The sequence below is a fragment of the Streptomyces sp. SID5469 genome, from assembly GCF_009862865.1.
GTDB lineage: Bacteria > Actinomycetota > Actinomycetes > Streptomycetales > Streptomycetaceae > Streptomyces > Streptomyces avermitilis.
The window spans coordinates 1,577,337-1,589,706 of the sequence record NZ_WWIN01000001.1 but is presented as its reverse complement, the minus strand read 5'-3'; the positions used below and the strand labels follow the sequence as shown (position 1 = coordinate 1,589,706).

9 protein-coding genes are annotated in these 12,370 nt (G+C 71.8%); 6 read left to right on the top strand and 3 right to left on the bottom strand.

Annotation, left to right across the window (positions count from 1 at the left end; all coding sequences use genetic code 11):
• Positions 1-139 precede the first annotated feature (139 nt).
• A complete protein-coding gene (locus GTY58_RS06825) occupies positions 140-850 on the top strand; it encodes an SDR family oxidoreductase (RefSeq protein ID WP_010982718.1) in 711 nt (236 codons plus the stop codon).
• 229 nt (positions 851-1,079) lie between these two features.
• Here the strand turns inward: GTY58_RS06825 and GTY58_RS06820 are convergent, their stop codons facing one another.
• Both GTY58_RS06820 and GTY58_RS06815 read right to left on the bottom strand, forming a co-directional pair.
• Positions 1,080-1,907 (bottom strand): SAM-dependent methyltransferase, encoded by an 828-nt coding sequence (locus tag GTY58_RS06820; RefSeq protein WP_010982717.1) that lies wholly within the window; start codon positions 1,905-1,907, stop codon positions 1,080-1,082.
• A 120-nt stretch (positions 1,908-2,027) separates the two neighbouring features.
• Entirely contained in the window at positions 2,028-2,492 is a 465-nt protein-coding gene (locus tag GTY58_RS06815) for a cyclic nucleotide-binding domain-containing protein (protein ID WP_037646070.1), read from the bottom strand.
• Between the two features lie 402 nt (positions 2,493-2,894).
• On the opposite strand from GTY58_RS06815, the gene GTY58_RS06810 reads away from it, so the two are divergent.
• Positions 2,895-5,867: an NACHT domain-containing protein gene (locus GTY58_RS06810; protein WP_048894367.1), complete on the top strand. Its 2,973-nt coding sequence runs from the start codon at positions 2,895-2,897 to the stop codon at positions 5,865-5,867.
• A 396-nt stretch (positions 5,868-6,263) separates the two neighbouring features.
• Entirely contained in the window at positions 6,264-7,136 is an 873-nt protein-coding gene (locus GTY58_RS06805; protein WP_010982713.1) for a universal stress protein, read from the top strand.
• A 14-nt stretch (positions 7,137-7,150) separates the two neighbouring features.
• On the opposite strand, the gene ppk2 is transcribed toward GTY58_RS06805, so the two are convergent.
• Complete coding sequence (gene ppk2 / locus GTY58_RS06800; protein ID WP_010982712.1) at positions 7,151-7,954, bottom strand: polyphosphate kinase 2; 804 nt, start codon at positions 7,952-7,954, stop codon at positions 7,151-7,153.
• A gap of 35 nt (positions 7,955-7,989) precedes the next feature.
• Between ppk2 and GTY58_RS06795 the strand changes: the two genes are divergently transcribed.
• The 3 genes from GTY58_RS06795 to GTY58_RS06785 all read left to right on the top strand — a co-directional run bounded on the left by GTY58_RS06795 (position 7,990) and on the right by GTY58_RS06785 (position 12,283).
• On the top strand, positions 7,990-10,371 hold the full coding sequence (locus GTY58_RS06795) for a phosphoketolase family protein (protein WP_010982711.1): 2,382 nt from the start codon (positions 7,990-7,992) through the stop codon (positions 10,369-10,371).
• 135 nt (positions 10,372-10,506) lie between these two features.
• Complete coding sequence (locus GTY58_RS06790; RefSeq protein ID WP_010982710.1) at positions 10,507-11,577, top strand: alcohol dehydrogenase catalytic domain-containing protein; 1,071 nt, start codon at positions 10,507-10,509, stop codon at positions 11,575-11,577.
• 19 nt (positions 11,578-11,596) lie between these two features.
• Positions 11,597-12,283 (top strand): pyridoxamine 5'-phosphate oxidase family protein, encoded by a 687-nt coding sequence (locus GTY58_RS06785; RefSeq protein WP_037646071.1) that lies wholly within the window; start codon positions 11,597-11,599, stop codon positions 12,281-12,283.
• The last annotated feature ends 87 nt before the right edge of the window (positions 12,284-12,370 follow it).

Genomic DNA, 12,370 nt, shown 5'->3' with positions numbered 1-12,370 from the left:
CCGCCACCGTCTGCCCGCACCTATGGCGACGCAGCGCCCTGCTGAGCATCTTCGGCGGCACCACGGTCCCCTGGTACTGATCAGTCCCAGGAGCACAGGACGTCTGGCTGACCGCGCGGCTCCGCCGCATCGTGGAGGCATGACAGCAACACTGATCACCGGAGCGAACAAGGGTCTCGGCTTCGAGACCGCCCGCCGGCTCATCGCCGCGGGCCACACCGTCTACATCGGAAGCCGGGACGCCGAACGCGGGCGTCGGGCCGCCGAGCGGCTGGGCGCGCGGGCGGTCCGGCTCGATGTCACCGACGACGCGTCCGTGGCGGCCGCGGCGAAGACCATCGAGGCCGACGGAGGGCTGGACGTACTGGTCAACAACGCCGGCATCCAAGAAGAGATGGGTGACGACAACGTCGTGATCGGCGCGGCGGACGTGACCGTCGACGTGATGCGACAGACGTTCGAGACGAACGTCTTCGGCATGGTGCGCGTCACCCACGCGTTTCTCCCGCTGCTGCGGAGTTCCGCCGCCCCGGTCGTGGTCAACGTCAGCAGCGGTCTGGCCTCGCTGACCCGGGCCACCATCCCGGGCGACCCGGCGTACACCTACCCGGGCTTGGCCTACCCGGCCTCGAAGACCGCGGTCAACATGATCACCGTGCAGTACGCGAAGGCGTTCCCGAACATGCGGATCAACGCGGTGGAGCCTGGCTACACCAAGACCGACCTGAACGGAAACAGCGGTGTCCAGACCGTCGAGCAGGGCGCCGAGATCATCGTGCGTATGGCGCAGGTGGACCCTGATGGCCCCACCGGAGGCTACTTCGATGCCGACGGCATCCTTCCCTGGTAGGTGCTGCCCGACCGAGGCCGTCGGCCGGTCGGCGGCCGACGCGGGCCGTCTCCACCTGGTCCGGCCGGCGCCGCGCTGGAGGGCGACAGCCGGCATGCCGGCGCGGATGCCGGGGGAGACGCCGATCGTGCGCCGATCGGTACGCGTACCGAGTCCGGTTCCGAGCGTGCGGGCACCGCGGGGCCGGGGCGCACGCCGGGGTGGACGACGTGGACGGGTGTCCCACGCCCTACGGCTTCTTGGCCACGCCGCAGAAGTGCGTCACGTCCACGATCTCGTCCTTCCCCGACGGGGCCGGGCGCCAGCGCGAGCACGAGACGACACCCGGCTCGAGCACATCCACGCCGTCGAAGAGCCGCAGCAGCTCCTCGCGGGTGCGCAGGGTCATCGGCGCCGAGCCCTGGCTGTTCCAGTAGCGCACCGCTTCCGTCATCGCCTCGCCGTCCACCTCGGTGGTGGGATGGGAGATCACCAGATAGCTGCCGGACGGCACACCGTCCAGAAGCCGCCGGACGATGGCCCGGGCCCGGTCGGTGTCCATGATGAAGTTGACGACGCCGAGCATCGTGAGGGCGACCGGCCGGCTGAAGTCCAGGGTGCGGGCGGCGCGTTCCAGGATGGCGTCCGGGTCGTGCACATCGGCGTCGATGTAGTCCGTGGCCCCCTCGGGGGTGCTGGTGAGCAGGGCGTGGGCGTGCCGGAGCACGATGGGGTCGTTGTCCACATAAACGATTCGGCAGGTCGGGTCGACCCGCTGGGCGACCTCATGGGTGTTGTCGACCGTGGGCAGTCCTGTGCCGATGTCCAGGAACTGCCGGATGCCCGCCTCGCCGGCGAGGAACCCCACGGCGCGCGCGAGGAACTGCCGGTCGGCCACGGCGGACCGGGGCAGGGCCGGTACGAAACCCAGGATCTGATCGCCGACTTCCTCGTCGACGGGGTAGTTGTCCTTGCCGCCCAGCCAGTAGTTCCAGATGCGGGCCGAGTGCGACACATCGGTGCGGAGCCGGGCCACGTGGGCGCGGCCTTCGTCGCGGGGTAACGAAACGTTCGACATGCCGAGGGTCTCCTCGCGGTCGCTGTGTGATCAGTACCGTGCCCAACCTAGACGCCTCCCTGCGCTGCCGATGTCCGCTTCACCAACTACAGCCAGGCCCTGTGGTTCGCGTCGAGGCGGTCAGTGACGGCTGCCGCTGCCGTAGGGGGCGTGCAGGTCCAGCAGCCGGGTGCGGGTCGACCGCAGGCGGTGAGCGAGGATCTCGCCCACCCAATGCGCGACCGCGAGACCCAGCGCGGAGTCCTCCTGGCACATCGCCCGGACCGCCACGGCGTCGAACTCGTACGCCCGTACCGGCGTCGTCGTCTCGGCGCCCAGGTGCCAGGTGTGCGGCGCGAACAGCCAGGACCAGCCGACGAGTTCGTTGTGCCGGAGAGTCTCGATGACAACCGCCTTGCGGCCCGGAACGTGCATGTCGAGATCGATCGCGCCGGTGCGGATCACCCAGAAGCGGTCCGCGCGTGCGCCCTCCTCGAACAGGCGCGTCCCCTCGGGGAAGGACACCTCCAGAGCGACCCGCATCAGCTGCTGCCGGTGCTCCGACGGCAGCGCCCGGAGCATGCTGGACGTGGGGGGAGCGTTCATGACGGGCCTCCAGGACGTGGGTACGGACCTGCCGCTTCCAGCATGTTCCTGTGTTCCGGCCCGCGCCACGGGCCGCCCGGCCCCAGTACCAGGACACCCGGCACCGCGTCCGTGCCCTTCGGTACTCGGTGCGGTCCCGGTCGCCCTCGTGGACGGTGATCCACTCGCCGTACCGGTCCTGCGGACACCGCCTCGGCACGGCCCGTCGGGGGCCCGTCAGCGGTGCTGCGGCCCGGGCGTGCCCGCGGCAGGCGGGCCCGACCGCCTGCCGAGTGGCCGGCGGTCACCTGGGCGGGTGGTGGTGCGGCTCGCGTTCCCCCGCCGGTCACGCTTCCGCGCGCCGGTTGCGGAACGCCCCGGGCTCCGCTTGGCATGGCCGCCGGGCGGAGAAACGGGAGTGGGATGAGGGCACTGCGGTGGGCCGGGGACGCGCAGCGCGTGCGCAAACTGTGGTGGGCGGCCGCGTTGGTGGCCACCGGCCTGGCTCAGGTCGCCGTCACCGTGCTCGCCGACGGCAAGAGCGTGATCGAGCGGTGGACGCCCGCTCTGGGGCTCGTGGTCTCCGTGCTGGGGCTGCTGTCCACCCTGACGCAGAGCGAGTCCGGTACCGGGGAGGGCCGCGGCACGGACTGGCTGAAGGGCCGGGCCGACGCCCTGGCCGAGGTGGTGCAGGACATGTGGGCGGCCGAGGCGCGGCTGCGCAGGTTGCAGGATCCGGAACCGCTGCCCGTCCGGTGGTCTGCGGTGGACGCGCCGCTGGCCGACCACGACGAGAACGTGCGGCGGGGCGCCGAGGCACACACCGCCCTGAGATCGGGACAGTTGAGCGATGCCCGCGCCGCCTTCCTCTCCGTTCCGTCCCGTCGGGTGGTCGTGCTGGGGCAGCCCGGGTCGGGGAAGACGGTTCTGGCGCTGAGCCTGACCCTGGAGCTGCTGGCGGCCCGGCAGCCCGGAGACGCCGTCCCCGTCGTGCTGCCCGTCGGGACCTGGGACGCCGTCCGCGAACCGCTGCGCGTCTGGACGGCCGCTCGGATCGCGGCCGACTTCCCGGCCCTGGCGGCGGGAGTGCCGGGCGGCGGCACACTGGCGGACGCCCTGGTCGCCGCCCGTCTGGTGCTGCCGGTCCTCGACGGATTCGACGAACTGCCCGAGGCGCAGCGGACGCCGGCGATGCGCCGCCTCAACGCCGAACTGGACGCCGACTCGCCCCTGTACCTCACCAGCAGGACCGACGCCTACGCCGCCACCGTGGAGGCCTGCGACGTGCTCACGGCCGCGGCGGTCGTCGAACTCTCCCCACTGCGGCTGACCGATGCCGCGTCCTATCTGACCCGGACTTCGCGTCCCAGACGCATGCCGGACGGCCGGATCGGCACGGCCTGGAGCGCGACACTGGCTCGTCTGGCCGCGCCCGGCGGGCCGCCCGAGGACGCCCTGCGGCAGGTGCTGAGCCGACCCCTCATGGTCGCCATGGCCCGCGCGGTGCACGGTGACGGCGGCCGCGATCCCGGACAACTGCTGGACGGCCGGTTCCGTACGGCCGCCCAGATCGAGGAGCACCTGCTCACCGCCTTCGTACCGGCGGTGTTCGGCGACACCAGCGGATCGTGCCGCACGACCGAGGACGCCCAGCGGTGGCTCGGGTTCCTCGCCCGTCACCTGCGGAACCGGGACACCGGGCAGTTCGCCTGGTGGGAGTTGCAGAGCGCGGTGCCGCGGATCGTGCGGCTGCTGGCGCCGGGGGCGCTGGCCGCGTGCTTGTCCGCCGTGGTGGCCGGCGCCGTCATGACACTGGTGGCACCGCACACGATGATCGACCTCTGGGCCGACGGCGAACTGTACGAACTCGTCGGCAACGCCTCAGGAGTCGTCGCCGGTTGCGTGGTGGGGCTGGCCGTCCTCATCGACCGCACCGGCAGGACCTCACTGCGGGTACTGATGGCGAAGGCCGCCCTGGCGGCCGCCACCCTGGGCATCCTCATCGGTGTCACGGCCGAGCCCCTCTACGGCGCCTCCATCGCCGACCTGGGGGACGCCTGGCTCTTCCGGTTTCTGTCCGGTGTGCTCTTCGGCACGGCCGTGTCGGCGGTGTTCGCGGTGGCCGGAGTCACCGCTTGCCCCGCTCCGCTGGGGCTGCCCTGGGCCGGGCCGACGGTCGCCCGCCACGTCGGTGTGGCTGCCCTCCTGGTCCTGTCCGGCGTGGCGATCCTGGTCATGGACCCCCTCTCCCCGGCCGGCGGTCTGTGGCGGGCGAGCGCGGCGGCCGTCGTCGCGTGCGCGGCCGTGGTGGCCGTCATCCGCATCCGGCGGCGCGGACCGCGAGGGTCTCGCCACCGGGTGCCGGGCCGGGAGCAGGTCCGGCGGTTCTGCCAGGGGCTGGTCCGCGGCACGGCCGCCTGCCTCCTGGTCGGTCTGGCACTCGGTCCCGCCATCGGAGCCGTGATGGGCACCGTCATCGAATGGCGGGCCACACGCGCCGGAACCGTACACACCGATGCCGCCGCCCTGGACGCGCGCACCGGAATCCGCCGCGCGACCACCGGCGCATGGACCTTCGAGGCCTACCCCGACGGCACCAAGACGGCCCGGCCCGCCGAGCCGGTCAGGGTGGTCCTGATGGTGAACGTCCGCAACCCGGCACAGGCGTGGACGTATGCGCCACCCGGGCCCGGCGCGGCATGCCACGCGGTGGACCGGCGGTGCAGCACGGCCCTCGCCCGGGTGCGGTTCACCACGCGGGACGGGATCTGGCACGTCCGGATCGCCGGTCACGACGCGCGCGACCTCACCCTCCTGTCGTCCCTGCACCCGCCGGCCGCCTGGTGGTTCTGGCAGATCGGCCGTTGGGGCCTGGTGGAGAACTGCGTCAAGGGAGGCATCGTCTCGGGCCTCGTCCTGGGGCTCATCGGAGGCTGCGCCTGCGGCGTCTACCGCTGGCTCGACACACCCGCCGACCTGACCCGCGCCACGAGTCCGCCCGCCGGCCTGCGAGGTGACCGGCTCGCCGTGCTGACCAGGGGTGCGGCCGCCACCGTCGCCGGGTCCGCCGCCGGCGGCCTGTTGCTGCTGACCACGCCCGACCGTTACGGGATGCACGGGATGTCACTCCAAATGGCGCTTGTCATGGGCCCGTTGGCGTTGAGCCTGAGCGCGTACGGCCGCCTGACCGTCGCAAGGATGTGGCTCGGCGCCACGGGACAGCTGCCGTGGCGCCTGATGGCCTTCCTGCACGAGGCCCACCTGCGGGGCGTGCTCCGGCAGTCCGGCGCACGCTACGAGTTCCGGCATCTTCGGTTGCAGGAGTGCCTTGCGGCCCGGGCGGAAAGGGGCGAGAGTGAGGCCACGGCCGCCGGGGACACCCGGTGGATTCGGTGAGGCCGTCACCTTCGGGCGATGGTGCGGCGCACACACCGCCCTCGCGCTCACCGTGACCGAGGACGCCTTCGCCGCCGTCCGTTCGGGCCCACGGCGTCGCGGCAGGCTCAGTCCTGGTCACCCGGCCGGCGCACGGCACGACCAGGTTCCGATCTTCGACACGGTGCTCGGCGGCACCTCGGCGCTGGGCCCCGTCGCCGCTACGCGGCAGGAGCTGCGGAGGTCTTCCGGCCGCTCGCGGCGGGCCGTACCAGGGCGGTCCGTGAGTGGCGGCCGCTCGCCTCCGTCACCGAGGTGTCCGACGATGTGCTGAGCGGCCGGCTCACGGTACGGATCGTCTTCGACTTCGGCGATCGTCTTCGACTTCGGCGCAGGACGGTGAGGAAGGTGAGTGCGATGGAGCTTCCCCTGGTCGTGGGGGTCGACGGCTCCGAGTCGAGTATGCGCGCCGTGGACTGGGCGGCGGACGAGGCCGCTCTGCGCGGGGTTCCGCTGCGGCTGGTCTACGCGTCGCTGTGGGAGCGGTACGAAGGGGCCGCGCTCGCCGACGGGCTCGGCAGGCCTCCGGAGCAGGTGATCGCCGACGACATCGTCGAGGCAGCCGCGCAGCGCGCCCACCGCCGCCACGCGGACGTGAAGATCTCCACCGATGTGCTGCCCGAGGAGCCGGCCCCCGCCCTGCTGCGGGAGGGCAACGAGGCCTTCGCGCTGGTCCTGGGGTCGCGGGGCCGCAGCGGGCTCGCCGAGCTGCTCCTCGGCTCGGTGTCCCTGGCCGTGGCCGCCCGCGCCTACTGCCCGGTGATCGTGCTGCGCGGCAGCCAGGACAACCGGGCCGGGGCGGGTGGCCATCGGCGCATCGTCCTCGCCGTCGGCGAGGAACCGGACGACCCGGCCGCCGTGCGGTTCGCCGTCGCGGAGGCGCGGGCACGGGGCTGTGCGGTGGAGGCCGTACGGGCCTGGCGCCGCCCCGCTCGCGAGGCCCTGGGCCACCCGCTGTCCTCCCGAAGGGCGGCCCGGCTGCACGAAGAGCGGGCCACGGAGGTGCTGGAAGCGGTACTGAGCGGGGCCCCGCCGGATGTCGAACTGCGCCGGCGCGCGGTCGAGGGCCCGGCCCGCAAGGTGCTGCTGGACGCCTCGGCCACCGCCGACCTGCTCGTCGTCGGCGCCCGGCGCCATCCCGGACACTCCGGGCTCCAGCTCGGCCGGGTCGCCCACGCGATGCTGCATCACTCCGCCTGCCCGGTCGCCGTCGTACCGCACCGGGGGTGAGGGCCGTGGCCGGCTCAGAGGCTCGCCGCGTGGTCGGGCACGTAGGTCTGCAGATCGCGTGGCGGTCGCTCGTAGCCGGTCGACGGCGGGCGGCGCGGCAGTTCGAGGACCGGCGGCGGAACCTCGTAGTAGGGCACGGAGCCGAGCAGATGAGCCATCATGTTCAGCCGCGCCCGCCGCTTGTCGTCGCTCTCCACGACGAACCACGGAGCCTCCGAGATGTCCGTATGGACGAGCATCTCGTCCTTCGCCCGCGAGTAGGCCTCCCAGCGGGTGATCGACTCCAGGTCCATCGGCGAGAGCTTCCAGCGCCGCGTCGGATCCTTCATCCGGCGCCGGAACCGCTCCTGCTGCACGGCGTCGCTCACCGAGAACCAGTACTTGCGCAGCAGGATCCCCTCCTCGACCAGCATCCGTTCGAAGATCGGACATTGCCGCAGGAAGAGCTGGTGCTCCTCCTTGGTGCAGAAACCCATGACGTGCTCGACACCGGCGCGGTTGTACCAGCTCCGGTCGAACAACACGATCTCCCCGGCGGCCGGCAGATGCTCGACGTACCGCTGGAAATACCACTGGGTGCGCTCACGCTCGGTCGGCTTCGGCAGCGCCACGATCCGTGCCTGCCGCGGATTGAGATGTTCCGCCACCCGTTTGATCGTGCTGCCCTTGCCGGCCGCGTCCCGGCCCTCGAACACGATGACCAGACGGGCGCCCTCCGCCCGCACCCATTCCTGCAGCTTCACCAACTCGGTCTGCAGGCGCAGCAGTTCCTGCTCGTATGCGGCGCGCGGCACCCTCGCCGTCTTCTTGCCGGCCATGCCGCCTCCTCCGCTCGACGACTTACGGAGTCACCATGCCCCAGGTCGAACATCAGAACAGCACCGTACTGACCGACGACGAACTGCGCACGTTGGACGCCCACTGGCGGGCGGCCAACTATCTCGCCGCCGGCCAGATCTATCTGCTGGCCAACGCGCTGCTGACCGAACCCCTCAGCCCCGCGCACATCAAGCCGAGGCTGCTCGGCCACTGGGGGACCTCGCCCGGCCTCAACCTCGTCCACACCCATCTCAACCGCGTCATCAAGGCCCGCGATCTGGACGCGCTGTGCGTGTGGGGCCCGGGGCACGGCGGGCCGGCCGTGCTGGCCAACTCCTGGCTCGAGGGCAGCTACAGCGAGACCTACCCGGACATCTCCCGTGACGCCGCGGGCATGGGGAAGCTGTTCAGGCAGTTCTCGTTCCCCGGCGGAGTGCCGAGTCATGTCGCGCCGGAGACGCCCGGCTCGATCCACGAGGGCGGTGAGCTCGGCTACTCGCTCGCTCACGCGTACGGCGCGGCCTTCGACAATCCGGACCTGCTCGTCGCCTGTGTGATCGGCGACGGCGAGGCGGAGACCGGCCCGCTCGCCGCCTCCTGGCACTCGAACAAGTTCCTCGACCCGGTCCACGACGGTGCCGTGCTCCCCATCCTCCACCTCAACGGCTACAAGATCGCCAACCCGACGGTGCTGTCCCGCATCCCGGAGCCCGAACTCGACGAGCTGCTGCGCGGATACGGCCATGAACCACTCCACGTCACCGGCGACGACCCGCACCAGGTCCACCGTGCCCTGGCCGAGGCCTTCGACCGGGCCCTGGACCGCGTCGCCCTGATGCAGCGCACGGCCCGCGAGGAGGGCGCGACCGAGCGGATCCGCTGGCCGATGATCGTGCTGCGCACACCGAAGGGCTGGACCGGACCCGCGGAGGTCGACGGCCGGCCCGTCGAGGGCACCTGGCGCGCCCACCAGGTCCCCCTGCCCGAAGTGCGTGAGAACCCCGAGCACCTGCGCCAGCTGGAGGGCTGGCTGCGCTCGTACCGGCCCGAGGAACTCTTCGACGCCGACGGCCGCCCCACGGCCGACGTGCTGGCCTGCGTGCCGCACGGTGCCAGGCGACTGGGCGCCACCCCGCACGCCAACGGCGGCCTCCTCCTACGGCCGCTGCCGATCCCGCCCCTCGACCGGTTCGCCGTGGCCGTCGACAAGCCCGGCGCGACCCTGCACGAGCCCACGCGGGTTCTGGGCGACCTCCTCGAACAGGTCATGAAGGACACCTCCGCCCGTCGCGACTTCCGGCTCGTGGGCCCCGACGAGACCGCCTCCAACCGGCTGGACGCCGTCTTCGACGCGAGCGGCAAGGCCTGGCAGGCCCAGACCCTTCCGGTCGACGAACACCTCGACCGGCACGGCCGGGTGATGGAGATCCTCTCCGAACACACCTGCCAGGGCTGGCTGGAGGGCTATCTCCTGACCGGCCGCCACGGACTGTTCTCCTGCTACGAGGCGTTCGTGCACATCGTCGACTCGATGGTCAACCAGCACATCAAGTGGCTGAAGACGTCACGGGAGTTGGCGTGGCGCGCGCCGATCGCCTCCCTCAACTATCTGCTCACCTCACACGTCTGGCGTCAGGACCACAACGGTTTCTCGCACCAGGACCCGGGCTTCGTCGACCACGTCCTCAACAAGAGCCCCGAGGCCGTACGGGTGTATCTGCCGCCGGACGCCAACACCCTGCTGTCGGTGGCGGACCACGTCCTGCGCAGCCGTGACTACGTGAACGTGGTCGTGGCGGGCAAGCAGCCGTGCTTCGACTGGCTGTCGATGGAACAGGCCCGGGCCCACTGCGCGCGCGGGGCGGGGATCTGGGAGTGGGCGGGGACGCAGAACGACGGCGAACCGGACGTGGTGCTGGCCTGCGCGGGCGATGTGCCGACCCAGGAGGTCCTGGCCGCCTCGGCACTGCTGCGCCGGCATCTGCCCGCCCTCGCCGTCCGGGTGGTGAACGTGGTCGACATGACGCGGCTGCTGCCGCGCGAGGCACACCCGCACGGGATGAGCGACTTCGAGTACGACGGGCTTTTCACCACCGACAAGCCGGTCATCTTCGCGTACCACGGCTATCCCTGGCTGATCCACCGCCTCGCCTATTCCCGCACCGGTCACGGGAACCTCCATGTGCGGGGCTACAAGGAGATGGGCACCACCACGACCCCGTTCGACATGGTCGTCCGCAACGACCTCGACCGCTACCGGCTGGTCATGGACGTCGTCGACCGTGTCCCCGGCCTCGGCGTACGCGCCGCCGCCGTCCGCCAGACGATGGCCGACGCACGTACCCGGCACCACGCCTGGATCCGCGAGCACGGCACCGACCTGCCCGAGGTCGCGAACTGGACGTGGGAGGCGTGAGAGCCGCGCTCTGCGGGCCGTCAACCCGTGCGAGCCGGGTCCGGGACCGTCAGGCTGGAGAGGAGAGGCAGCCGTCCGGCCGCTGCCACGCCCCCGGCGCGACCGGCATGCGCAGACCCCAGGAGAGGGCTCGTCATGAAAGCACTCGTTTTCCACGGATCCGGAGAGTCAGTCTGGGAGGACGTGGCGGACCCCGGTATCCAGGACGCCGGCGACGCGATCGTCCGTGTCGACACCGTCACCATCTGCGGGACGGACCTGCACATTCTCAAGGGGGATCTCCCGGAGGTACGCCCCGGCACCGTGCTCGGTCACGAGGCCGTCGGTGAGATCGTCGAAACGGGCGGCGACGTACGCACGGTCCGCCCCGGCGACCGTGTCCTCGTCTCGTGCATCACGGCGTGCGGCCGCTGCCGCTTCTGCCGCGAGTCGGCGTACGGGCAGTGCCGCGGCGGCGGAGGCTGGATCCTCGGCCACCTGATCAACGGCACGCAGGCCGAATACGTCCGCGTGCCCCACGCCGATCTGTCCGTGCATCCGCTGCCCGGGGCGATGGACAGCAAGGACGCCGTTCTGCTGGCCGACATCCTCCCCACCGCCTACGAGGTGGGCGTGCTCAATGGGCGGGTACGGCCCGGAGACACCGTCGTCGTGGTCGGTGCGGGCCCCGTCGGTCTCGCCGCCGTCGCCACGTCCCGCCTCTACACACCCGAGAAGATCATCGCGGTGGACCTCGCCCCGGCCCGGCTGGACGCGGCCAAACGCCTCGGCGCGGACGCGGTGGCCGTCGCGGGCGAGGAAGCCGAGCCACTGGTCGCCGACCTCACCCTGGGGCTCGGGGCCGACGTCGTCATCGAAGCGGTCGGGGTGCCCGAGACCTTCGAGATGTGCACGCGCATGGTGCGGCCGGGCGGGCACGTGGCCAACGTCGGCGTGCACGGCAGGCCCGCGGTGCTGCACCTCGAAGACCTGTGGATCAAGAACGTGACGATCACCACCGGACTGGTCGACACGCGCTCCACTCCGACCCTGCTGCGCATGATGGCCGCCGGCCACCTGCCCGCGTCGTCCATGGTCACCCACACCTTCCCGCTGGACGCCATGGAGGAGGCGTACGACGTCTTCTCGAGGGCCGCCGATACCGGCGCGCTCAAGGTCGTCCTCGGTGAGCAGCAGCACGACGTCCTGATGGTCAGGGCGGCCTGAGCCAAGGAAGTGAGCGGTCATGTCCGAAGAGGCATCACCGAACACGTCGTCCGCGTCGGCGGGCACCGCGCGGGGAGACGTGGGGCGTCGTATCACCCAACGACGCGAAGAGCTCGGTCTGACCCGGGAGGAAACGGCCGGCCGGGCCGGTACGGACCCGGGCTACCTCCAGTACCTGGAAGAACAGGCCACCGCCCTGCCGAGCACCAACGTCCTCATCCGGCTCGCCGACGCCCTGGAGACCACCGTGGTGGCCCTGCGGGGCGGCGACGCGGACCTTCCACCGGGCGTGGGCCGGGCGGCCGCCCATCCCGAGCTGCTCGAGCTGAGCGACGAGGAGTGCCGGGCACGGTTGTCGACGCACGGGGTCGGCAGGCTCGCGGTGGACACTCCCACCGGCCCCGTCATCGTCCCCCTGAACTACAGCGTCGTCGACGGGGTCGTCTGCTTCAGGACAGCGGCCGACAGCGAGCCGGCGGCGTCCGCGGGCTCCCGGGTCGCCTTCGAGGTCGACCACATCGACGAGGCGCTCAGCCAGGGCTGGAGCGTGCTCGTACGCGGCCTCGCCCGGCTGGTGACGGACCCCGACACCCTGCGCCGGCTGGCGGAACTGGCGTACAGCGGCCCGTGGGCCGGCGGTGAGCGCGACACCTGGGTGTGCGTCGATCCCGTCGGCGTCACCGGCCGGCGGATCGTGGTCCGCTGACGAGCTGACGAGCTGACGAGCTGGTGAGCTGGTGAGCGGACGAGGGCGTGCCGACCGTGGACGTACGTCGGGCTCGGCGATCACCCG